Below are 23,612 nucleotides of genomic sequence, written 5' to 3' on the forward strand. Positions count from 1 at the left end.
TCATGCCATGCAGCATCAATACAATGTGCCCCGGGTCAAGCAACGCACGACCTCAAGCCGCAAATAGTCTCTCTTCATCCGCAAACGCCCGCATCAGATGCTCGACCACGGTTCTGACCGGTAGGTCGTTGCGATCCTGTTCACGAATCAGCAGCCATATCTCTCTCGGCGGCGGTACTGGCGTGATTTGGCACAGCCGCAAATCCGGCTCCTTGCGCCCGATGTAATGCGGCAGTAGCGCAAGGCCGACACCGGAACGTGCGGCGCTCGCCTGAGCAATCTGATTGTTGGCCCTGAACGCGACCCGCGCGTGCGGATATTCGCGCGTCAGCCACCTCGCATCGGGAATGTCCGCGTTGGTTTCGTCGAAGCCGACAAAGACCGGCGCTTCGCCATCTTCGACTCGCTGGCAAATCGCGGGCACTCCATAAAAGCCATACGCCATCGATCCCAGACGCTTCGCGATCAGGTCCGCGACCGGCGGCGGATCGAGGCGAATCGCGATGTCCGCCTCGTGGCGGTCCAGGCTGATCGAACGCAGGTCGGTGGCGAGATCGATGTCGATGCCAGGGTAGAGCAGCGGCAGCTTTGCGAGTCGACTGATCAGGAATCCTTGTGAAAGCGCCGGCGAAGCATTGATGCGAACGAGGCCTTTCGGTGCGCCGTCGAGTTCACCGCGCCCGAGCGTTTGCACCGCCTTCTCCATTTCTCGCGCCGCGCTCAGCGTGCGAGTTCCCGCCGGCGTCAGCACGTAGCCTTCCGGCCGGCGTTCGACGAGCTTGTCGCCGAGCGAAGCTTCCAGTGAGCGGATCCGGCGCGAGATGGTCGCGTGATTGACCGACAGTGTGCGCGCGGCGGCCGACAGGCTGCCGTGACGGGCGAGCGCGAGAAACACGCGGATGTCCTCCCAGTCTGCCTCTGTGCGTTTTTTCTCAGCCATTGAGCGCGAATAGCGAATGTTCCGAAAGGGGCGAGCAGCGTACGCTTGGCCGGTCGCTGCAGCATAAGGGTAGCCGAAAACCTGTCGAACCCGGCGGGCCGGCGCCGCAAACCATTCATTCGGAGAATCATCATGACCAGTCAGCAGAAAGTCGCGATCGTCACCGGCGCGTCGCAAGGAATCGGCGCCGGCATCGTCAAAGGTTATCGGGACAATGGCTACGTCGTCGTCGCCAATTCGCGCAGCATCCAGGCGAGCGACGATAGCGGTGTGATTGCGGTGCCCGGTCACATCGGCGATCGCGAAGTCGCTCAACGGGTCGTCGAAACCGCGCGCGAGCGTTTTGGGCGGATCGACACGCTCGTTAATAACGCCGGCATTTTTATCGGCAAGCCATTCACCGACTACACGCTCGACGACTTCAGGAGTGTGATCGACGTGAACCTCGCAGGCTTCTTCCACGTCACGCAACTGGTACTGCCGCACATGCTCGCGCAACGTCGAGGGCATATCGTGCAGATCACGACGGCGCTGGTCGATCAGCCGATCGCGGGTGCGCCGTCGGGTCTCGCCGGCCTGACCAAGGGCGGCCTCGACGCGGTCACGCGCTCGCTTGCGATCGAATACGCGCGCAGCGGCATCCGCGTGAATGCGGTCGCGCCCGGCATCATCAAAACGCCGATGCATCAACCGCAGACGCACGAGTTTCTCGCCGGCCTGCATCCGCTCGGCCGGATGGGCGAGGTTCACGAGATCGTCGACGCCGTGCTGTACCTCGAACGCGCGGGCTTCGTGACCGGTGAGACGCTTAGCGTCGATGGCGGCCAGCACGCGGGCCGGTGGTAATGCCGATCATTGGACAAGGAGAACGGCCATGCCGTACGTGAACATCAAGGTGACGCGCGAAGGCACCGTGCCGGGCGCGGCGGCGACGACGCCGGAGCAGAAGATGGCGTTGATCAAGGGCGTCAGCGATCTGCTGTTCGAGGTGATGGGCAAGCCGCCGCAATCCACCTTCGTTGTGATCGACGAGGTCGATATGGAGAATTGGGGTGTCGGCGGGGTCACGGTGCCCGAATATCGTCAGCAGGAACGCGAAGCGGCCGAGGGTAAGTTGAAGTAGAGGTGGTGTCGGGGGGCGAGTGGGCGCGCTGAGCCGTCCTTGGCAGAACTGAGGATCTTGGTTCGGCCGAGGACGGTCAGGCGCGGGCGATGGGGCAGGGAGGTCACTACGATAAAAGCTGCTGTCAACTCTTCGATAGCGAACTCACTTTCGCCGGACGACTATTTGCACTCCGTGGCCGCGATCGTTTCGCGCATGCGATCGGTCTCGGCGGTTTTGCACGTTGCGGCCGCCGTGGGCAACATCGAGCCGCCACCCCATTGCCGCGAGGCGGATCTGGAGCACTCAGCGTCGCGACGCTTCTTCCACACGGCGATCTTCTTTTTCAGTGCCTTTTCGCAGGCGGCCGACGAGCCTGCCTTCGCGGCCACCGCGAGCTCCAGCTTTTGTTCAGAGACGATCTGATCACGCCACGCGCAAAAGTTCATGCTCGTTTGATTGGCTTCGCAATCGGCCAAGGTTGCCGTGACTTCGCTGGCAGGCAGTCCACTTCGTTTTGCGATTTCTTCGACTGGGTCGGCGGCAAGCGCCGACGCGCAGGCGCCGACGAGCACTAGTGCCAGAGTTAAGTATTTCATTGCTATCGCTGTGTGATGAACGGCGCCGCTTCTTCACGGCGACGACTTGTCAGGCCCCGCGTACGCGCACTGCGGGCACTGCTTGGCATTCACCCACCCCTTGCCCCACCCCCAACGCCACAAACCGCTCCAGATGATGATCCTCATCCCCAAGTTGATGATCGATCATCACGAGGCGCTTCGCGTAATGCGCAAGCGGCAGTTCCCATGTCATCCCGATCCCGCCATGCAACTGGATGCACTCTTCGGCGACGAGCGTGCCGATCCGTCCAATGCTGTACTTCGCCGCCGACGCCGCGCGCTCGCGCGCATGGCGCTCGCCGTCGAGCGCGGCCGCGGCGTTGATCACCGCCGAGCGCGCCTGCTCGATTTCGAGCAGCAGGCCGGCCATCCGGTGCTGCAACGCCTGGAAGCTGCCGATTGGCACACCAAACTGTTTGCGGGTGCGCAGGTAGTCGAGCGTGTAGTCCTTTGCGACGTCCATCGCGCCGACCGCTTCCGCGCATAGTGCAAGCACGCCGCAACTGACCGCGTATTCGAGCGTCGCGAAGCCCTGGTCGGCAGGGCCGAGCAACGCATCGTCGCCGAGCCGGACGTTGTCGAAGCTGACTTCGGCCGCGCGGCCGCCGTCGATCTTGCGATAGCCGCGCACGCCAACGCCCGCGGCATCGCGCGCAACCATAAAGAGCGAAATGCCGGCTTCGTCATCTTCGTCGCCATGGGTGCGCGCGGAGACGAGGAAGTGCGATGCGTGCTCGCCGTGCTGAACCACCGCCTTCGCGCCGTTCAACGTCCAGCCGTTGCCGTCGCGCTGCGCCCGCGTCGTCACGCGCGCGAGTTCGTAATGGCTGTCCGGTTCGCCATGCGCGAGCGCGACGATCCGCGAGCCGTCGATCAACGACCCCACCAGCGCCCGCTGCGCGTCGTTGCCGGCGCGCGCGAGCGCCCGACCGACGATCAACGTATCGAGAAACGGCTCGACGACGAGACCGCGCCCGAGGCTCTCGAACACGACGGCGATATCGAAACCGCCGCCGCCGAACCCGCCGCTCGCTTCATCGAATAACGCGCCGATCACGCCGAGCTCCGCAAAGCGCGCCCACAGTTCGGTGCTGAAGCCTTGCGCCGAGCGCGCGATCGCGTCGCGCGTCGCAAAGCCGTATTGCTCGCTGACAAAGCGGTTCAGCGTATCCGCCAGCATGCGGCGGTCTTCGGAGTGCTGAAAATTCATGACGTGCGCCTCTTACAGTCCGAGGATCATTTTGGAAATGATGTTCTTCTGGATTTCATTCGAGCCGCCGAAGATCGACAGCTTGCGATTGTTGAAGTACAGCGACGCGGCGCTCGCCGCTTCGTCGGGTCCGACCGGCACGCCATCGAAGCCCTCGTGCAGTGCTTCCTCGACGAACGGCTGCGCGTACGCGCCCATCGCGCGGCGGGTCAGCGACGAGATTTCCTGTCGGATCTCGGTGCCGCGAATCTTCAGCATCGAACTCTCGGCGCCGGGTACGCCGCCGCCCGCGACCGCCGCGATCACGCGCAGGTTGGTGGTCTTCATGTTCTCGAGGTCGATCTCGACGCGCGCCATGCGGGCGGCGAACGCGGGGTCTTCGGCGAGCGGGCGGCCATTGCGCCGCTGCTTCGCGGCGATCTTACGCAGGCGGTTGAACGCGGCAACCGAGAAGCCGACGCCCGCGATATTGGTGCGCTCATACGTGAGCAGATACTTCGCGTAGGTCCAGCCCTTGTTCTGTTCACCGACGAGGTTTTCGACCGGCACGCGCACATCGGTGAAAAACACTTCGTTGACCTCATGTTCGCCGTCGAGCGTGATGATCGGCCGGACTTCGACGCCCGGCGTATTCATATCGATCAGCAGGAAGCTGATGCCTTCCTGCTTGCGCACGTCGGTCGCGGTGCGCACGAGACAGAAGATCATGTTCGCGTAGTGGCCGAGCGTGGTCCACGTCTTCTGGCCGTTGACGATGTAGTGCTCGCCCTGGGCGTCGGTGCCGCGCACCGCGGTGGTCTTGACCGCCGCGAGGTCGGAGCCGGCGCCCGGTTCGGAGTAGCCCTGGCACCACCAGTCCGAGCCGTCGAGAATGCGCGGCAGCCAGTGGCGTTTCTGCGCGTCGTTGCCGTATTTGATCAGCACCGGGCCGAGCATGTTGACGCCGAACGGCACGACGCGCGGCGCGCCGGCCAATGCGCATTCGTTTTCGAAGATGAATTTCTGCACCGCGTTCCAGCCGGGGCCGCCGTACTCCTTCGGCCAGTGGTTCGCCAGCCAGCCCTGGCGGTGCAGGATCGCATGCCATTCGGCCATATCGTCGCGTGTCAGACGGCGGCCGCCGTGTACCTTGTCGGCCAGGCGCTGCGGGAGGTGGTCGCGCAGAAACGTCAGCACGTCGGTGCGAAACGCTTCTTCTTCGGGGGTGAAGTTCAGATCCATCGCGGTTATTCCATGGGAGTTCAGTAGACCGGCGCTCGTCACGTAAAGTGGCGCCAGTCGCGATGCGGTGAATGATGGCTACGCGTGCGCGGTGTGGTTCAGGCTCGCGAAATCGGCGCCGCGTTCGACCAGATCGACCAGCAGCGGCGACGGCCGCCAGAACAGCGGATCTTCCTTTGCGAATGCGCGGATGTCCGCGAGTATCGTCGGCAGGCCGACCATGTCCGCATATTTCATCGGGCCGCCGCGGTAGCGCGGAAAGCCGTAGCCGTACAGGAAGGTCACGTCGACGTCGAGCGGGCGCAGCGCGATGCCTTCGTGCACGACGTTCGCGCCTTCGTTGATCATCGCAGCCATGTAGCGGCGGATGATTTCGTCGTCCGTGAAGCTGCGCGGCGTGATGCCGGCGCGTTGGCGTTCGGCGTCGACGATCGCCTCGACCTCCGGGTCCGGCGTGCCGCTGCGCGATCCTTCGGGGTACAGATAAAAGCCGCGGCCGCTCTTCTGGCCGAACCAGCCGCGCTCGCACAGACGGTCGGCGATCTGCACATAGCGCGCTTGCGGATCGCGGGTCGCCGCGCGGCGTTTGCGCGCGGCCCAGCCGATGTCGCCGCCGGCGAGATCGACCACCTGGAACGGGCCCATCGGAAAGCCGAATGCGCGTACCGCCGCATCGATCTGGTAGGGCGACGCGCCGTCTTCCATCAGCGCATCGGCGGCGGCGCGATACACGGCGAGCACCCGGTTGCCGATGAAGCCGTCGCACACGCCCGCGCGCACCGGCGTTTTGCGCAGCTTCTTCGCGAGCTCGAACGCGGTTGCGACCACGTCCACACTGACCTGTTTCGGCACCACCACCTCGAGCAGCTTCATGATGTTGGCCGGCGAGAAGAAGTGCAGGCCGATCACGTCGGCGGGGCGGGAAATGCTGGCGGCTATCGCGTCGATGTCGAGATACGACGTGTTGGTCGCGAGCACCGCGCCCGGCTTGCAGACGCGGTCGAGTTCGGCGAACACCGCCTTCTTCACGTCGAGGTCCTCGAATACCGCTTCGATCACGAGGTCGACGTGCGCAAGCGCATCGTACGAGGTGCTGCCGTTCCAGCGCGCGAGCGTCGCGGCTTTCTTCTCCGCGCTCATGCGACCCTTTGCGATCAGGCCGTCGTAGACCTTTTCGATGTGCGCGCGGCCGCGCGCGAGTGCCGCGCCGTCGCGTTCGATCATCGTCACCGGCAAGCCCGCATCGAGTGCCGCGACCGCGATGCCGGCGCCCATCGTGCCGCCGCCGATTACGCCGAGCGCGTTCAGCGCGCGCGGTTTCGCGTCGCGCGTTTCCGGCGCCTTCAGCACTTCGCGTTCGGCAAAGAATGCATGGACCAGCCCTGCGCGTTGCGGACTGTCCAGGCATTGCAGAAACAGTTTGCGCTCGGTTTTCAGACCTTCGTCGAAGGGCTGTTCGAGCGCGGCTTCGACCGCGTCGACGATCTTCAGCGGCGAGAACAGGCCGCGCGATTGCTTCGCGGTCTGCGCGCGTGCGGTAGCAATTGCGGCCGCGCTCGCCGCGCGATCGGCGAGCGCGGCGGCGTCGCGCGTGCGTCTTACCGGGGCATGGGCGGCGAGCAGTTCGTGCACGTACGCGAGGCCCTCGGCAAGGATGTCGTCGCTCGTGCCGATGCGATCGATCAGGCCCAGCGCGAGCGCTTCCTGCGCGCCCACGTGCCGGCCGCTCAGAATCAGATCGAGCGCGGCCTGCGCGCCGATCAGGCGCGGGGTGCGCTGGGTGCCGCCGGCGCCCGGCAGCAGACCGAGTTGCACTTCGGGCAAGCCGAGCTTCGCGCCGTCGACCGCAATCCGGTAATGCGCGGCGAGCGCCACCTCGAGCCCGCCACCGAGCGCCGCGCCGTGCAACGCCGCGATCACCGGTTTGCTGCACGCCTCGATGCGGTTGCATATGTCCGGCAGCGCGGGCGCAACCGGCGGCTTGCCGAACTCGCGAATGTCCGCGCCGGCGATGAAGTTGCGCCCCGCGCCGATCAGCAGCACGGCGCCGATCGCGGGCTCGGCGTCGGCCGCTTCGATCGCCGCGAGCAGGCCGCGCCGCACGTCGGCCGACAGTGCGTTGACAGGCGGATGATCGATGGTGACGAGCAGCACCTTGCCGCGCAACTCGCGCGTGACGACGTCGGCTGAAAGGGGAAGGGTCATCGGGGCGTCTCCTTTTGGTTCGATTGGCGAGGGCGCGTGCGTAGCCGGTACATGCAGAAAAAAACGCGCAGTACGCAGCAAACGTGCGCCCGATGATCCCATTCTGGAGCGGTCAAGGTTCGTTGACAATCACATGGATGATTGACAGACTGTCAAAATTATTTTGACAACGACGCGACGATGGACGTCAATTCCCTGACTCTGCTGGTCGATATTCTCGATGCCGGCAATCTGAGCGAGGCCGCGCGCCGGCTCAAGATGAGCCGCGCGAACGTCAGCTATCACCTGAACCAGCTCGAGCGCTCGGTCGGTCTGCAACTGGTGCGGCGTACCACGCGCCGCGTCGAGCCGACCGAGATCGGGCTGCGGCTTTACGAGCATGGCCGCACCATTCAGAACGCACTGCTGGCCGCGCGCGAGTCGGTGACTACACTCGGGCAGAGTCTGCAGGGGCGGGTGCGGCTGAGCGTGCCGAGCGGCTACGGCCAGCTCGTGATGTCCGACTGGCTGATCGCGTTCAAGCGGCTGTACCCGGGGATCGTGCTCGACGTGATGTTCGAGAACCGTGTCGAAGATCTGTTGCGCGACGAGGTCGATATCGCGGTGCGGGTGATGTCGGAGCCGCCGCAGAATCTGGTTGCGCGCGATATGGGGCCGGTCCGTTACGTTGCGTGCGCGTCGTCGGAGTTCGCGCAAACGCGCGGCATGCCGGCGACGCTCGACGATCTGCGCGCCGCGCCGCTGATCACCGCGGCCGTGATCGGCAAACAGCTGCGGCTCGCCGCTTATCTGCATGACGAGCGGCACGAAGTGCTGCTCGAACCGACAATTATTTCGGAAAACTTTCTATTTTTGCGGGAGGCGGTGCTGGCTGGCCTCGGCGTTGGGCTCGTGCCCGACTACGTGGTGCAGGACGTTCTGAAGCGCGGCGAGGTGCGCACCGCGCTCGACGAATGGCGGCTCAGCATCTTCGGCACCCACATGTACTTGCTTTATATGCCGAATCGCCATCACACGCGCGCGGCCGCGACGTTCATCGAATTCATCCTCGAGCAGACTCACGCCGCGCAAGCCGCGCGGGAACCGTAGCGGTTACGCGTATAGGGGCGCTCAAGCGCAGAGGCGGTGAGGGAGTTAGGCGCCTAAGCGGCGCGCGATCGCGGTCTTGACCATCGGCACGCCGACGCGCAGCAGCTTGCGCACGCCTTCGTCGCTGCCGACTTTCTCCTCCGCGTTGTCGATCATCGCTTGCATCACGTTGGTCGGGTAGAACTCGCGGAACATCCCATTCGCGCCCGTTTGCTCGAAAACGTGATGCAGGAACGAGCCGACCGGCGGACCGACGCGCTTGAACAGGCCCATTTTGACGACGCGGTTGTTCCACAGGTGCAGGGTGTACGCATCGGAACAGAGCGCCGCGCATTCGTCGAAATAGCGTGGCAGGAACGGCTTGTAGTAGTCGTCGAAATGCACCGGATAGAACAGGCTTTCGGGCATGCCGGCCTTCACGCCGTAGACGGTGGTCAACAGGCGCGGACCGGTGGCGCCCCACTTGATCTCGGTGCCTTTCATCGCTTCGACGCGCACGATCAGATCGTTCAGGCGCGGATGATCCGGATCGAGCCGCAACAGCGCGGTGCAGATGCTCGTCGGCGTTTCCCGGCCGATCAGATCGCCTTTCGCGCCCAGGTCGAAGTCGCGCAGCAGCAGCATGTCGGTATCGACCCAGATTTCATCGGTCTTCGTGAACAGCACGAAGCGGAAATAGTCGGTGAAGTGCGCCATCGACGGCACACCGTTAATCGGAAAATCGTTCAGCGAATCGCGCGGCAGAATCGCGCTCGCGTCCTTCGCGATCACGCGCGGCGGTAGATTGGCGATCGGCTCGTAACTGTAGAGCGCGACCTCGCTGCCGTACAACGTGAACGAATTCAGACAGGCGATTTCGTACGGGGAGAGTTCCGGGCCATGCCAGAACGATGCGAATCTTGCCTTGCTCATAAGCCTTCCGGGAAAAACAATCGAGCGACGCGACGCGACCGGCGCGTTACGTCAACCAGGGTCGATGCTAGCCCGCCCGGAGAACATCAGACGTAAAGGGCCGAAATTGCACAGGAGTTGTCGCGAATTGACGAGTCGCGACAGAGAAATAGGCGGATCGGGTCTGGGTTATGTCAGATGCGCGAGGATTGGGGATCCCGGCGGCCTTGCGCATGCCGATGCCCATGCTACGATCACCCACCCACCACCACGACCAATAAAAACCGGAGATCCTGGATGCGCCCGGAGAGTGCGATTCGTTTCGACCAGCAGTTCGCGCCGCGCATCGCCGAAGCGATCGCCGCGTGTTTCGCGAAGACCGTGCATACCGATGTGTTGCCGCACGGCGGCCACGGCGAACCGACGCGGTTGCGGATTCACGCGGCGCCGCTCGGCGATGTCGGCCACTATCCGTATCCGTTGAATCTCTATCTGACGTGGGACAGCGACGAAATCGAGCGGCTGATGAACGAGTCGGGCGGCGCGCGCTTCGCCCGCTATCTGGCGGCATTGCCGCGCAAGCTCACCGCATGGACGCAGGCGCGCGAACTCGATTTCCTCACGCATACGCAGGGCGATCCGATCATGTTGATCGGCGGGCTCGATTTCGAAGCGTAGCATTCCTCCCGAATCGGGAGCCCCGAAAAACCACGGCCGCCGCGTGCAGACACGCAGCGGCCGTCGCCTTTACAAACGCGCTTCATGAAAGCGCGCCGAAACGCTTAAGCGCCCAACGCCGGATCGCTCATGCTGCTGTTGCCGGTTTCCACGTGACCGGCGAGGCGTCGTGCAAACGCCGGGTCGGTATCGACGGTGATTGCCAGGTCGTACCAGCCGTGCGCGTTGCGCAGATCGAGATATAACTCGTCGTGATCGCCGCCGCGCACCGTGTGGCGGATCGGATGGTTCGGATCGTAGGCGTTGACGATGGTGAACTGACAACGGGCGCTACCGTCGTTCTGGAGCCGCAGTTGCAGATTGCCGTTCGCGACGTCGTAGCCGTCGGCGACGACCGGCCGCGCGCTGTCAGCGCGATGGCCACCGCCGTGCGCGGCCACCTTGCCGGCAAAGCGGCGCAGGAAGCCGTTCGGGCCGTGCACGGTGAAGTCGTAGCTGCCGTCCGCATCGAGCGTCAAGGTGTCGTGCAGACGCTTGCCCGCCTCGACCGTGAAGCTGAGCGGCGCAGTCGTGCTGTTGGCCGCATACACGAGGAACACCGCGCCCGCGCGACCGGTATTGATGAAGCGCATCGTCAATTTGCCGTTCGCCCCTTCGTCCGCGCGCACGAACAGTTCATAGGGCAACGCGCGGGCGGGACGCACGCCGGCTTCCTGTTTCGGCATGGCCTGCACGGCCGGCGGCTGCGGTTTGTAATCGTCGTGGCGCTGCTGATCGGCCGGCACGTAGCCGCTCGTGGACGGCAGCGACGGCATCGCCGCGTTCGGATTGGCGAAGTCGAACGCCGAAGTCAGATCGCCGCATACCGCGCGACGCCACGGCGTGATGTTCGATTCGCCCAGATTGTGATGGACACCGAACCGTTTTTCGATGAAGCGGATCACCGACGTATGGTCGAACAGTTCCGAGCACACATAGCCGCCTTTCGACCACGGCGAGACGACCAGCATCGGCACGCGCGGCCCGAGCCCGTACGGCGCCGCCGCGGTCTTCGCGTCGCCCGGATAGATTTCGTGCGTGGTGTCGACAGTCGACAGACCGTTCGCGCCCGACGCGGCCGCGAACGGCGCGGCGACGTGATCGAAGAAGCCGTCGTTTTCGTCGTAGTTGATCAGCAGCACGGTCTTGCTCCACACTTCGGGATTCGACGTGAGGATCTGCAGTACCTGATCGATGTACCACGCGCCGTAGTTGGTCGGCCAGTTCGGATGTTCGGAGTACGCTTCCGGCGCGACGATCCACGACACTTGCGGCAGCGCGTTGTTCTCCACGTCGCGCTTGAGGATGTCGAAATAGCCGTCGCCCTTTGCCGCGTTGGTGCCGGTGCGCGCGTTGTCGTACAGCGGATTGCCCGGCTGCGCGTTGCGGTACTGGTTGAAGTAGAGCAGCGAGTTGTCGCCGTAGTTGCCGATATACGGGTTCTGCGTCCAGCCCCACGAGCCGTTCGCATCGAGCCCGGTGCCGATGTCCTGATAGATCTTCCACGAGATGCCGGCGTTTTGCAGTACTTCCGGATACGTCGACCAGCCGTAACCGAGTTCCGAATTGTCGATCACCGGACCGCCGCCGCTGCCGTCGTTGCCGACCCAGCCGCTCCACATGTAGTAGCGGTTCGGATCGGTCGGCCCCATCAGCGAGCAGTGGTACGCGTCGCAGATCGTGAACGCGTCGGCGAGTTGATAGTGGAACGGCATGTCCTCGCGCGTCAGATAGGCCATCGTCGTCGTGCCTTTCGCGGGCACCCACTGATCGTTGCGTCCGCCGTTGCACGCGGCGTGCGTGCTGCCCCAGTCGTGCGCGAGATCCTGCAGAAATTGCAGGCCGAGGTTCGGCGCGCCCGGGCGGAACGGCAGCACATAGCCGGCGCCGGCGGTATCGGTGGTCATCGGCTGATACCAGACCGGCTGGCCGTTCGCGAGCTTGATCGCGCGCGTATCGCCGAAGCCGCGCACGCCTTTGAGCGAGCCGAAGTAATGATCGAACGAGCGGTTTTCCTGCATCAGCACGACGATGTGTTCGACGTCGCGGATCGTGCCGGTGCGGTTGTTGGCCGGAATCGCGAGCGCGTTGCGAATGCCGGCGGGCAGCATGCTGAGCGCGGTGAACGAACCGGCCGCTTGCGCGGCCGAGCGGAGAAAATCACGGCGATTTTTTGAGGTCATGGTGGTGGCTTTGATCTTCGGTGGACGAAAGGATAGAGCGAAGGGGGACGATGTGCTGCGCTGCCGCGGGGGGACAGGCCGGCCGCCGCGCGCAGCATGAAACTCAATCCACGCTGTGGATCATGGGCGGTGCGAGCGGCGGCGCGGTCGCCGACAGCGCGGTGCCGGCGTCGGACGAGGATGCCGCGGGAGTCTGGATCGTCAGGATGGCCGGCGCGGGTGTGCCCGGCGGCGCGTCGCCCGAGCCGTTAAAGCTGTTGGCGGCGGAATGCTCAGTAGCACTGAGCGTAGGCGTACGGTTGGTCTTATCGTCGTTGCCGCAGCCGGCGGCGAGCGCGCACAGCACGCCGAGCGTCAGTGCGCGTGCCAAACGTTTGCGCGACGGCGCCCGGAACGGCTTCGACACGAGGGGCATGGCACTGTCTCCGGCACGGGGAAGGGATGCCTGGGCATCGAGGTGCCGAGGTCAGCGATGCGAGAGCATAAGTGCCGAACCGTGTAATTTTTATGAACAAGGCGCAAGAGCCGCGCCGCGGCGTTTATGGCTGTGCGCGGACGAACGCGGCGATCGCGTCGTTCAGAGCAGCGGGCGCATCGCGATGCGGCGAGTGTCCGCCCGTATCGAGTTTGACGAGCCGCGCGTGCGGCACGCGCGCGGCGATCGTGTCGATCTGCGCCATCGTGCCGTAGTTGTCGTCGTGGCCCTGAATCGCGAGCAGCGGCCTTTCGATCGGCGCGAGCGCGTCGACGATCGACCACTGCCTGAACGCAGGATCGAGCCAGACGTCATTCCAGCCGTAGAACGCGGAATCGACGTCCGCGTGATAGCGGGCGAGCTTCGCGCGCAGGTCGGTGGTTTCGTAAAGCTGTCTGGTTTGCGCGATGCTTTGCACCGAGATGTCTTCGACGAACACATGTGGCGCGATCACGACCGCGCCCGCCAGCGCATCCGGATAGAGCGCCGCGTACAGCAGCGTGATCGAGCCGCCGTCGCTATGGCCGATCACCCACATGTGCCGGCGCTGTTGCGTATCGATGTCGAGCGCGTCGAGCAGCGCGGGGAGAACGTCGCGCGCCTGCGCGGTCATGAAATCGAGCGGCCATTTCACATCGGGTTCGCGTGGGGTCGACAGTCCATAGCCGGGCCGCGAATAGACGAGCCCGCGCATGCCGAGCCGTTCGCACAAGCGTTGCGGCCAGTCGCGCCACATCGCGATCGAACCGAGGCCTTCGTGCAGAAACACCGCGATCGGCGCATTTTCCGGGGCTTGCGCGGCTTCGTTGACCCAACGATATTCGATGCGCAACGGCCCATGCGACCCGCTCGCCGGCAACTCGGCGAAGCGGCTCACAGCGGCGGATGCGTTCGCGGGGGCCTTCTCGGAGGCAATGGAAGGGGCAACAGCGGAGGCTACAGCGCAAGCAGGGTTCTGCATCGATCGGTTACCTCATGATAGTTCGCGCAGCTTGAAGCGTTGAATCTTGCCGGTCGCGGTTTTCGGCAGGTCGTCGGCGAATACGATGTCGCGCGGGTACTTGTGCGGCGCGAGTCGTCCCTTGACGAAGGCCTTCAGTTCGTCCGCGAGTATCTCAGACGGCGCGAACTCGCGCTTGAGCACGACGAACGCGCGCGTCTTCACGAGGCCGTCGCGCGCGAGCCCCACCACCGCCGCTTCGAGCACCGCGGGATGCTCGACCAGCACCATCTCGACCTCGACCGGTGACACGAACTGGCCGCTCACCTTCAGCATGTCGTCGCTGCGGCCCGCGTACACATAGCAGCCGTTCGCGAGGCGCCGGTATTTGTCGCCGCTTCTGATCCATTCGCCGAGGAAGGTCGCGCGGGTTTTCTCGCGATTGTTCCAGTACATCAACGCTGCGCTCGGACCCTTGATGAACAGATCGCCGACTTCGCCGTCGGCCACCGGCTGCCCGGATTCGTCGCGCAACTCGACTTCGTAGCCCGGCACCGGGCGACCGGTTGTGCCGTACTCGACTTCGCCCGGGCGATTCGACAGGAAGATGTGCAGCATTTCGGTCGAACCGATGCCGTCGAGGATCTCGGCGCCGAAGTGCGCGGTGAAGCGCTCGCCGACTTCGCGCGGCAACGCTTCGCCGGCCGACGCGCAAATCCGTATCGCGACGTCCGCGCGTGCCGGCAGATTCGGCGACTCCAGCATGTTCGCGTACAGCGTCGGCACGCCGTAAAACACGGTCGGCCGGTGCCGCACGAGGCGCGTGAAAATCGCGTCGGCGGTCGGGCGCTCGGCCATCAGGATCGCGGTCGCGCCGACCGACAGCGGAAAGGTCAGCGCATTGCCGAGTCCGTACGCGAAGAACAGTTTCGCCGCCGAAAACACCACGTCGCTTTCGACGATGCCGAGCACCGGCTTGCCGTACAACTCGGCGGTCCAGTACAGATTCGCATGCGTGTGCACGGTGCCTTTCGGCTTGCCGGTGGAGCCGGACGAATACAGCCAGAACGCGATGTCGTCGGCGCCGGTCGGACCGGCTTTGAGCGCGGGCGGCGCCGCGTCGAGCAGCGTTTCGAAGCGCGGCGGAACGGGCGATGCGAGCGATGCGGGCGATGCGGGCGATGCCGGCGCAGAGGCTGCCGCCGCGGCGGTGCCGTACGGTTGCGACACCAGCAGCTGGCAACCGTCGTGCTCGACGCTGGCGAGCGCGTCGATCACATTGGGCAATAAGGGTTCCGAAACGATCGCCGCGCGCGCTTGGCTGTGCGTGAGCATGTACGCGTAGTCGGCGGCACCCAGCAGCGTGTTGGCGACGACCGGCACGATGCCCGCATACAGCGTGCCGAGAAACGCGACCGGCAGCGACACGGTGTCGAGCATCACCAGCAGCACGCGCTCCTCCGGGTGCACGCCGAGCGCGCGCAGCGCACTGGCGCAGCGGCGCGCGCGTTGCTCGAGTTCTCCGTAAGTCAGCGTGCCGTGATCGTCGAGATAGGCGAGCTTGCTCGCGCGCGCGTCGTTCAGCTGGAACAGATGCGCGGCGAAGTTGAACGACGGCGGCGGCGCGACGGGCTGCGACTCGGCCTTTTCCAGCAGGGCTTCCATAGGTCTCCTCCATCGGTGGGGCGCGCTCCGGCCGTTATGTGCTCGTGAGCCGCTCGCTGCGAATTGTTCGCGTGGGGCGTGGTGTGGGCTGCGATGTCGTGGCGTGGGCGGCGCGGCGCGCGGCTTACGCGCGCGTGAATTCGATCGCGCCTTGCGGCAGCAGATACAGCACCAGCGCCTGGCCGTTGGCGACCGTCGGCCGATGCGCGGAGCCGGGGCCGTACACACACCAGCCGGCCGGGTGGCCATCGAACGTCGCGCCTTCGGTGAGCGGCATGATCAGGTCGATTTCGCCGTGCGGATGCACGTGGTGCGGACCGGCGATGTCCCGCATGTCGACGACGTCGACCGAAAAGCCATGAGTCTCGGGCAACGCGTTGAACACACGGCCGTAGCGGATGCCGCCGCCTTCGCGGTTGCACATCCAGCCGCTGGCGATAGCGCTGCGGCACGCGCTGGCCAGTTGCTGGAAAGTCGGGCTGTCGGCGGGCCAGGTGTCGTTCAGCCACGCGGCGAGCTCGGCGTCGACCGGCCGCCCGGCTAGTTGCCCGGTCACGCCTGCGATCAGACGCTGGAAATCCTGTGGGGACATGCGAGCCTCCAGATGCGCGCGAGCGCCGGGTACGTGCCCGTGCACCGGCACTTTCGTGCAGGCGTGCTGCCGCGCGGTCTCCATGACGCAGCCGGGCTTGCTCGGCTGCGCGCGAATGTTTGTTTGAATCTGCATTTGGCGAAAAATTAAACCGTTCAGTCGACGCCTGTCAAGCACTATAGTACATGCGCCGAATTCACGAGGTCGCAGAATATGAATCAAAAGTACTCTCAGGGAAAGCCCTCATCTGCGCAGCTGGATCGCGCCGAGCGGGGCCGCGTCGGGGTTTGCCAGTAAGTGCACTAAAGTGCTTTACTTGTTAAATAAAGTGCACTATGGTTCAAAAAATAGCCTCGCATCGTCAATCAGGAGACACCCCCATGTCCGCAGTTGAGCCCGCCGTCGCCCCGGTCGACTACCGCACCGACCCGTCGCAGTACCAGCACTGGAAGCTCAGTTTCAACGGCCCGGTTGCGACGCTCGGCATCGACATCGCCGAGGACGGCGGGATCCGCGACGGCTACAAGCTCAAGCTCAATTCATACGATCTCGGCGTCGATATCGAGCTGCACGACGCGCTGCAGCGAATCCGCTTCGAGCATCCGGAAGTGCGGACCGTGGTGGTGACGAGCCTGAAGGACCGGGTGTTCTGCTCGGGTGCGAACATCTTCATGCTCGGTCTGTCGTCGCACGCGTGGAAGGTCAACTTCTGCAAGTTCACCAACGAAACCCGCAACGGCCTCGAAGATTCGTCGCGTCATTCGGGGCTCAAATTTCTCGCCGCGGTGAACGGTTCGTGCGCGGGCGGCGGCTACGAACTCGCGCTTGCCTGCGACGAAATCTATCTGATCGACGATCGTTCGTCGTCCGTATCGTTGCCGGAAGTGCCGCTGCTCGGCGTGCTGCCCGGCACCGGCGGTCTGACGCGGGTGACCGACAAGCGCCACGTGCGCCACGATCGCGCGGATATCTTTTGCACGCTGGTCGAAGGCGTGCGCGGCGAGCGTGCGAAGGCGTGGCGGCTCGTCGATGAAGTCGTGAAGCCGAACCAGTTCGAGCAGGCGATTCAGGCGCGCGCGCTCGAACTGGCCGCGCACAGCGACCGGCCCGTCGATGCGCAAGGCGTCGCGCTCACCCGTATCGAACGCAGCGAGCGCGCGGACGGCCTGAGCTATGCAACCGTCGACGTGACGATCGATCGCGCCAAACGCGTTGCGACTTTTACCGCGCGTGCGCCGCTCAGCGCGCCGCCTTCGGAGCTTGACGCGATCGTCGCGGCCGGCGCGAACTGGTGGCCGCTGCAATTCGCACGCGAACTCGACGACGCGATCCTGTCGATGCGCACCAACGAACTCGACATCGGCACCTGGGTGTTCAAGACCACCGGCGACGCCCGTCATCTGCTGGCGGCCGACGCGACGCTGCTGCAGCACAGGGATCACTGGTTCGTGCGCGAGACGATCGGCATGCTGCGCCGCACGCTCGCGCGTATCGACGTGTCGTCGCGCTCGCTGTTCGCGCTGATCGAACCGGGTTCGTGTTTCGCCGGCACGTTCGCCGAGATCGCGTTCGCCGCCGATCGCAGCTACATGGCCGCGCTGCCGGACCGCGAAGACGACGAGCCGGCGCTGACGCTGTCGGAAGTCAACTTCGGTCTGTATCCGCTCGTCACGCATCAGTCGCGGCTAGCGCGGCGCTTCTACGAGGAGTCCGAACCGCTCGACGCGGTGCGCGCGCTGCTCGGCCAGCCGCTCGGGCCGCGCGACGCCGAGCGCCTCGGTCTCGTCACCGCGGCGCCGGACGATATCGACTGGGCCGACGAAATCCGCATCGCGCTCGAGGAGCGCGCGGCGATGTCGCCGGATGCACTGACCGGGCTCGAAGCGAATCTGCGCTTCAACGGACCGGAGACGATGGAGACACGCATTTTCGGGCGTCTCACCGCCTGGCAGAACTGGATTTTCAACCGTCCGAACGCGGTGGGCGAGAAGGGCGCGCTCAAGGTGTACGGCAAGGGCAGCAAGCCGCAATTCGATGTGTCGCGCGTCTGATCACGCGGCTTTCGCACAGGAAACCGACCCCATGTCCACGATCAACTACAGCGAAAAGATTCCGAACAATGTCAACCTCGCCGACGACCGCGCACTGCAGCGCGCGCTCGAACAGTGGCAACCGAACTTCCTGTCGTGGTGGGGCGACATGGGCCCGGAAGGCTCGCACGGCTACGACGTGTATCTGCGCACCGCGGTCAGCGTCGACGCCGGCGGCTGGGCGCATTTCGATTACGTGAAAATGCCCGAGTACCGCTGGGGCATTTTCCTCACGCCGGGCGAGCAGGAGCGCAAGATCCATTTCGGCGAGCACAAGGGCGAAGCCGCGTGGCAGGACGTGCCGGGCGAGCATCGCGCGAATCTGCGCCGCATCATCGTGACCCAGGGCGATACCGAGCCGGCTTCGGTCGAACAGCAGCGTCACCTCGGGCTCACCGCGCCGTCGCTGTACGATCTGCGCAACCTGTTCCAGGTCAACGTCGAGGAAGGCCGCCATCTGTGGGCGATGGTCTATCTGCTGCATCGCTATTTCGGCCGCGACGGTCGTGAGGAAGCCGAAGCATTGCTCGGCCGCCGGTCGGGCGACGACGACAATCCGCGCATTCTTGGCGCGTTCAACGAGAAAACGCCGGACTGGCTCGCGTTCTACATGTTCACGTACTTCACCGATCGCGACGGTAAATTCCAGCTGTCGGCGCTCGCCGAGTCGGGCTTCGATCCGCTCGCGCGCACCACCCGGTTCATGCTGACCGAAGAAGCGCATCATATGTTCGTCGGCGAATCGGGCGTGTCGCGCGTGATTCAGCGCACCGCGCAGGTGATGAACGAACTCGGCACCGACGACGTCGCGAAGCTGCGCGCGGCCGGCGTGATCGATCTGCCGACGATCCAGCGCTATCTGAACTTCCACTACTCGGTGACGATCGACCTGTTCGGCGCCGATCATTCGTCGAATGCGGCGACGTTTTATAGCTCGGGGCTGAAGGGCCGCTACGAGGAAGGCAAGCGCGACGACGATCATCGTCTGAACGAGCACAGCTACAAGCTGCTCGACGTGCAGGACGGCAAGCTGGTCGAGCGCGAGGTGCCGATGCTGAACGCGATGAACGAAGTGCTGCGCGACGATTACATCAAGGATTCGGTGGCCGGCGTCGGCCGCTGGAACAAGGTGCTGGAAAAGGCCGGCATCGATTGGCGCATGACAGTGCCGCACAAGGCGTTCAACCGGCAGATCGGCACCTTCGCGGGCACCCGGGTGTCGCCCGACGGCCGCGTGCTCAGCGAGACCGAATGGGCCGCGAACGAGGCGAAGTGGCTCGCCACGCCGGAAGACCGCGCGTTCGTCGCGTCGCTGATGGGACGCGTCGCCGAGCCGGGCAAGTTCGCAAACTGGATCGCGCCGCCGGCGATGGGCGTGAACCGGCAACCGGTCGATTTCGAATACGTGCGCTTCAATTGACGCGCGCGGCCCGTCTTTGCAGTCGGAGGAAGTCATGAACGGCCCAGCGTCGATCGAAGTTGTGCGCCAGCATCTGATCGATCCGGAAATCTGTATTCGCTGCAACACCTGCGAAGAGACCTGTCCGATCGACGCGATCACGCACGACGAGAACAACTACGTGGTCAGGGCGGATATCTGCAACGGCTGCATGGCCTGCGTGCCGCCGTGCCCGACCGGCGCGATCGACAACTGGCGCACCGTGCTGAGGGCCGACGCGTATTCGATCGACGAGCAATTCACGTGGGACGTGCTGCCCGAACAGAACACGATGGCGGTGCCGCCCGCGGAACCGGCGTTGCCCGCCCAGGGCGACAGCACCGACGAGGCGGACGGCATCGAAGTCGACACGGTGCGCGGCGCGCAGGTGCCGCCGTGGTCGGCCGCGAAGCCGTACGTGAATCTGTACACGCACGCGAGCCCGACCAGCGCGACCGTGGTCGGCAACTACCGCCTGACCGACGCGTCGACTTCCAGCGATATTCATCACATCGTGCTCGACTTCGGCGCGATGCCGTTTCCGGTGCTCGAAGGACAATCGATCGGCATTCTGCCGCCGGGCGCGAGCGCCGACGGCCGCGTGCATCATGCGCGCCAGTACTCGATAGCGAGCCCGCGCGACGGCGAGCGGCCCGGCTACAACAACGTGTCGCTGACGGTCAAGCGGGTCGCGCGCCAGCACGGCGATGCGGTCGACGGCGTCTGCTCGAACTATCTGTGCGATCTGAAAAAGGGCGACACGGTCAGCGTGATCGGGCCGTTCGGCAGCACGTTTCTGATGCCTAATCATCCGAACTCGCATCTGCTGATGATCTGCACCGGCACCGGCTCCGCGCCGATGCGGGCGATGACCGAGTACCGCCGGCGCAAGCGCCTGAAAGGCGCGACCGGCAAGCTGATGCTGTTTTTCGGTGCGCGCACCAAGGAGGAACTGCCTTACTTCGGGCCGCTGACGAATCTGCCAAAGGATTTCATCGATACCACGCTGGCGTTTTCGCGCACCGCGGGGCAGGCGAAGCGCTACGTGCAGGACGCGATGCGCGAGCGCGCGGCCGACGTCGCGAGTCTGCTGAAGGACGACAACACCTACATCTACGTGTGCGGTCTGAAGGGGATGGAGGACGGCGTGTTGCAGGCGTTGCGGGAGATCGCCGAACAGCGGCAACTCGACTGGGACGCGCTGTGGGCGAAGCTGAAGCGGGAAGGGCGCCTGCATCTGGAGACTTACTGAGCGGCGCGCGCCCGCGCGCTTCGCGCGGCTGCCGCGTTCCGCTTTGAAAAAGGTGGACGGTTTGCTACAGTCGGCCCACGTTGCGCCGCGGCCCGAAAGGGCCGGCGCCACAGCCGCTTACAGGTCGCCACCCCACGGAGTCATCGATGAATCCGCTTCGTTCCCTCGCGCTCGTCGCGTTGCTGCAGATCGCGCTCGCGCTGCCCGCGCACGCCGACGATCTCGCGCGGATCAAGGCCGCCGGCGTGCTGCGCATCGGCACCGAGGGCACCTACGCGCCGTTCAGCTATCACGACGAGACGGGCCGGCTGACCGGCTTCGACGTCGAACTCGGCAGCGCGATCGCACAGCGGCTCGGCGTCGACGCGCAATTCATCGAGGGCAAATGGGATGGCATGATCGGCGGGCTCGACATGAACCGTTACGACGCGGTGATCAACGAAGTGGCGATCACCGACGAACGCAAGCTCAAATACGATTACTCGACGCCGTACCTCACGTCGCACTCGGTGCTGATCGTCGCGTCGGACAACACCAGCATCCACTCGTTCGACGATCTGAAAGGCCGTAAAACGGCCAATACGCTGGGCAGCGCGGTCGGCCGGGTCGCGGCCGCGCATGGCGCGCAGGTGATTCCGGCGGCGAGTTTCGAGGACTCGATCGAGCTCGTCATCGCGGGCCGCGTCGATGCGACGGTCAACGATTCGCTGTCGTTTCTCGATTACCGCAAGCGCCGGCCGGATGCCCCGGTGAAAGTCGTCGCGGTCGATCAGTCGGCCGGCAGTGGTGATCACGCCGCGGTGCTGATCCGCAAGGGCAGCCCGAAACTGCGCGCGGCGCTCGACGACGCGCTCGCGCGCCTGCGCAAAGACGGCACCTATCTGCGAATTTCGCAGAAGTACTTCGGTCGCGACGTTTATCAATGAATCGGCGCGTGATGAATCGCCAATAAAAAAGAGGGGGCGTCTTCACGCCCCCTCTTTTTTTTGCCGGCAGCGCGCCGCTTATCCGGCGCGCCGCCTCGTCGATTGCAGAGCCGAACTCAGACCGTCGCGTCGCTCAGCGCCGCGTCGAAGAAACGCTCCTGCGCATCCGCGCTCACGCGGGCATACGCACGGTTCACGCCGCTGATCACCGCGCGGATCGACGCGGTCACCAGATTCGCGTCGACACCGACGCCGAACGCGCTGCCCGACACATCCGCGCCGGCCATTTCGGCGATCGCGATCGCGCGGGCATCCGCGCCTTGCGTGAGCGCGCGCTCTTCGTAGTGCTGGATGCGCACCGGCACGTCGAACGCCTGCATCAGCGCGTCGAGCGGGCCGTTGCCGGAACCGCTCAGCACGCGCGGCGTGCCGTTGATTTCGACGTTCAGCTTGATGTGCTCGCGGCCGTCCTGCTCGGACAGGCTGTGGCTGAGATAGCGAACCGGCTCGGCGGCATGCACGTATTCCTGCTGGAACAGTTCCCAGATCTGCGCGGGCGTGACTTCCTGGCCGCTGTCGTCGGTGTAGCGCTGCACGGCCGAGCTGAAGTCGACCTGCAGACGGCGCGGCAACACCACGCCGTAGCTCTGCTCGAGCAAATACGCGATGCCGCCCTTGCCCGACTGGCTGTTGACGCGGATCACCGAATCGTAGGTACGGCCGAGGTCGCTCGGATCGATCGGCATGTACGGCACTTCCCAGATCGCTTCCGGCTTCTGCGCGGCAAAACCCTTCTTGATCGCGTCCTGATGCGAGCCCGAGAACGCGGTAAACACCAGATCGCCGACATACGGATGACGCGGATGCACCGGCAACTGCGTGCATTCCTCGGCGGTGCGCGCGACTTCGTTGATGTTCGAGAAATCGAGTTCGGGGTCGACGCCCTGGGTGTACAGGTTCAACGCGAGCGTGACGAGGTCGACGTTGCCGGTACGCTCGCCGTTGCCGAACAGGCAGCCTTCGATACGGTCGGCGCCGGCCATCACCGCGAGTTCGGCGGCGGCGACCGCGGTGCCGCGATCGTTATGCGGATGAACCGACACGATCAGCGAATCACGGCGCTTGAGGTTGCGGTGCATCCATTCGATCTGGTCCGCGTAGACGTTCGGCGTGGCCATTTCGACGGTGGCCGGCAGATTGACGATCGCCTTGTGCTGCGGCGTCGGTTCCCAGATGTCGAACACCGCGTCGCACACTTGCTTCGCGAATTCGAGTTCGGTGCCGCTGAACACTTCGGGACTGTATTGCAGCGTGAAGTGGGTTTCCGGCTGCGCGTCGGCGAGGCGCTTCATCGTGCGCGCGGCTTTCTGCGCGAGTTCGATCACGCCGCTCTTTTCGAGGCCGAACACGATCTTGCGAAATTCCGGCGCGGTCGCGTTGTACAGGTGGACGATCGCGCGCGGGGCGCCGCGCAACGATTCGAAGGTGCGTTCGATCAGATCGTCGCGTGCCTGGGTGAGCACTTCGATCGTCACGTCGTCGGGAATATGGCCGCCCTCGATCAGCTCGCGCACGAAGTTGAAATCGGTCTGCGACGCCGACGGAAACGCGACTTCGATTTCCTTGAAGCCGATCTGCACCAGCGTCTTGAACATGCGCATCTTGCGCTCGGCGTTCATCGGCTCGAACAGCGCCTGGTTGCCGTCGCGCAGGTCGGTGCTCATCCAGATCGGCGCGCGCGTGATGGTGCGCGACGGCCACTGGCGGTCCGTCAAATTGATGGGCTTGAACGAGCGGTACTTGGTAGCAGGGTTTTTCAACATTTTCATCATCCGGGGGAGAGACCGTGGAACGGGTGTCGACCGGACGACGAAAACGCGATACTGGGCCGCCGGTCGGAAACCGGGGCTGGGTCAGTTACTGGGGATTCAAGCGATGCTTCGGTGGATCAGAGAGAAGCGGACGCGCGCAGCAGCAGACCTAGCCCGGTAGAGCGGGCTAGTAGTAGCGATAGGGTGGTCTGGGCGCGGTACATAGGGCGCAATAGGAACACATT

General features: G+C 64.7%; 20 protein-coding genes. 8 read left to right on the top strand and 12 right to left on the bottom strand.

The genetic code is table 11. The features are described from left to right. Window positions 1-52: 52 nt before the first annotated feature. Complete coding sequence (locus tag LJ656_RS16990; RefSeq protein ID WP_329958880.1) at window positions 53-1,117, bottom strand: LysR family transcriptional regulator; 1,065 nt, start codon at window positions 1,115-1,117, stop codon at window positions 53-55. Between LJ656_RS16990 and LJ656_RS16995 the strand changes: the two genes are divergently transcribed. Both LJ656_RS16995 and LJ656_RS17000 read left to right on the top strand, forming a co-directional pair. Further along, window positions 1,073-1,786: an SDR family NAD(P)-dependent oxidoreductase gene (locus LJ656_RS16995; protein ID WP_230510556.1), complete on the top strand. Its 714-nt coding sequence runs from the start codon at window positions 1,073-1,075 to the stop codon at window positions 1,784-1,786. The genes LJ656_RS16990 and LJ656_RS16995 overlap by 45 nt on opposite strands. A gap of 28 nt (window positions 1,787-1,814) precedes the next feature. After that, window positions 1,815-2,063: a tautomerase family protein gene (locus tag LJ656_RS17000; RefSeq protein ID WP_230510557.1), complete on the top strand. Its 249-nt coding sequence runs from the start codon at window positions 1,815-1,817 to the stop codon at window positions 2,061-2,063. Window positions 2,064-2,224: 161 nt separating this feature from the next. On the opposite strand, the gene LJ656_RS17005 is transcribed toward LJ656_RS17000, so the two are convergent. The 4 genes from LJ656_RS17005 to LJ656_RS17020 all read right to left on the bottom strand — a co-directional run bounded on the left by LJ656_RS17005 (window position 2,225) and on the right by LJ656_RS17020 (window position 7,298). Next, window positions 2,225-2,641: a lysozyme inhibitor LprI family protein gene (locus tag LJ656_RS17005; RefSeq protein WP_230510558.1), complete on the bottom strand. Its 417-nt coding sequence runs from the start codon at window positions 2,639-2,641 to the stop codon at window positions 2,225-2,227. 49 nt (window positions 2,642-2,690) lie between these two features. After that, window positions 2,691-3,872: an acyl-CoA dehydrogenase family protein gene (locus tag LJ656_RS17010; RefSeq protein ID WP_230510559.1), complete on the bottom strand. Its 1,182-nt coding sequence runs from the start codon at window positions 3,870-3,872 to the stop codon at window positions 2,691-2,693. Between the two features lie 12 nt (window positions 3,873-3,884). Further along, entirely contained in the window at window positions 3,885-5,093 is a 1,209-nt protein-coding gene (locus tag LJ656_RS17015; RefSeq protein ID WP_230510560.1) for an acyl-CoA dehydrogenase family protein, read from the bottom strand. 78 nt (window positions 5,094-5,171) lie between these two features. Further along, entirely contained in the window at window positions 5,172-7,298 is a 2,127-nt protein-coding gene (locus LJ656_RS17020) for a 3-hydroxyacyl-CoA dehydrogenase NAD-binding domain-containing protein (protein ID WP_230510561.1), read from the bottom strand. Between the two features lie 180 nt (window positions 7,299-7,478). On the opposite strand from LJ656_RS17020, the gene LJ656_RS17025 reads away from it, so the two are divergent. Continuing rightward, window positions 7,479-8,387, top strand: coding sequence for a LysR family transcriptional regulator (locus tag LJ656_RS17025; protein WP_230510562.1), 909 nt, complete (start codon window positions 7,479-7,481; stop codon window positions 8,385-8,387). Between the two features lie 45 nt (window positions 8,388-8,432). Here LJ656_RS17025 and LJ656_RS17030 read toward each other — a convergent pair whose 3' ends face one another. Beyond that, entirely contained in the window at window positions 8,433-9,299 is an 867-nt protein-coding gene (locus LJ656_RS17030) for a hypothetical protein (RefSeq protein ID WP_230510563.1), read from the bottom strand. Window positions 9,300-9,575: 276 nt separating this feature from the next. Between LJ656_RS17030 and LJ656_RS17035 the strand changes: the two genes are divergently transcribed. Further along, on the top strand, window positions 9,576-9,956 hold the full coding sequence (locus tag LJ656_RS17035; protein WP_230510564.1) for a DUF5594 family protein: 381 nt from the start codon (window positions 9,576-9,578) through the stop codon (window positions 9,954-9,956). A gap of 104 nt (window positions 9,957-10,060) precedes the next feature. Here LJ656_RS17035 and LJ656_RS17040 read toward each other — a convergent pair whose 3' ends face one another. The 5 genes from LJ656_RS17040 to LJ656_RS17060 all read right to left on the bottom strand — a co-directional run bounded on the left by LJ656_RS17040 (window position 10,061) and on the right by LJ656_RS17060 (window position 15,850). Further along, complete coding sequence (locus tag LJ656_RS17040; RefSeq protein WP_230510565.1) at window positions 10,061-12,178, bottom strand: phosphocholine-specific phospholipase C; 2,118 nt, start codon at window positions 12,176-12,178, stop codon at window positions 10,061-10,063. 103 nt (window positions 12,179-12,281) lie between these two features. Further along, window positions 12,282-12,593, bottom strand: coding sequence for a hypothetical protein (locus tag LJ656_RS17045; protein ID WP_230510566.1), 312 nt, complete (start codon window positions 12,591-12,593; stop codon window positions 12,282-12,284). A 124-nt stretch (window positions 12,594-12,717) separates the two neighbouring features. Further along, complete coding sequence (locus LJ656_RS17050; RefSeq protein ID WP_230510567.1) at window positions 12,718-13,614, bottom strand: alpha/beta fold hydrolase; 897 nt, start codon at window positions 13,612-13,614, stop codon at window positions 12,718-12,720. A gap of 12 nt (window positions 13,615-13,626) precedes the next feature. After that, on the bottom strand, window positions 13,627-15,258 hold the full coding sequence (locus LJ656_RS17055) for a benzoate-CoA ligase family protein (RefSeq protein ID WP_230510568.1): 1,632 nt from the start codon (window positions 15,256-15,258) through the stop codon (window positions 13,627-13,629). Window positions 15,259-15,382: 124 nt separating this feature from the next. After that, on the bottom strand, window positions 15,383-15,850 hold the full coding sequence (locus tag LJ656_RS17060; protein WP_230510569.1) for a DUF4863 family protein: 468 nt from the start codon (window positions 15,848-15,850) through the stop codon (window positions 15,383-15,385). 380 nt (window positions 15,851-16,230) lie between these two features. On the opposite strand from LJ656_RS17060, the gene boxC reads away from it, so the two are divergent. The 4 genes from boxC to LJ656_RS17080 all read left to right on the top strand — a co-directional run bounded on the left by boxC (window position 16,231) and on the right by LJ656_RS17080 (window position 21,556). Beyond that, the gene (boxC, locus tag LJ656_RS17065) at window positions 16,231-17,901 is read left to right on the top strand and encodes a 2,3-epoxybenzoyl-CoA dihydrolase (protein ID WP_230510570.1); all 1,671 of its coding nucleotides are present in this window, start codon (window positions 16,231-16,233) and stop codon (window positions 17,899-17,901) included. Between the two features lie 31 nt (window positions 17,902-17,932). After that, on the top strand, window positions 17,933-19,360 hold the full coding sequence (boxB, locus tag LJ656_RS17070; protein WP_230510571.1) for a benzoyl-CoA 2,3-epoxidase subunit BoxB: 1,428 nt from the start codon (window positions 17,933-17,935) through the stop codon (window positions 19,358-19,360). Window positions 19,361-19,394: 34 nt separating this feature from the next. Continuing rightward, complete coding sequence (boxA, locus tag LJ656_RS17075; protein ID WP_230510572.1) at window positions 19,395-20,630, top strand: benzoyl-CoA 2,3-epoxidase subunit BoxA; 1,236 nt, start codon at window positions 19,395-19,397, stop codon at window positions 20,628-20,630. 146 nt (window positions 20,631-20,776) lie between these two features. Beyond that, entirely contained in the window at window positions 20,777-21,556 is a 780-nt protein-coding gene (locus LJ656_RS17080) for an amino acid ABC transporter substrate-binding protein (protein ID WP_230510573.1), read from the top strand. A 116-nt stretch (window positions 21,557-21,672) separates the two neighbouring features. On the opposite strand, the gene leuA is transcribed toward LJ656_RS17080, so the two are convergent. Continuing rightward, the gene (leuA, locus tag LJ656_RS17085; protein WP_230510574.1) at window positions 21,673-23,379 is read right to left on the bottom strand and encodes a 2-isopropylmalate synthase; all 1,707 of its coding nucleotides are present in this window, start codon (window positions 23,377-23,379) and stop codon (window positions 21,673-21,675) included. Between the last annotated feature and the right edge of the window lie 233 nt (window positions 23,380-23,612).

This window comes from Paraburkholderia sejongensis (assembly GCF_020880815.1).
In the GTDB taxonomy this organism is placed as follows: domain Bacteria; phylum Pseudomonadota; class Gammaproteobacteria; order Burkholderiales; family Burkholderiaceae; genus Paraburkholderia; species Paraburkholderia sejongensis.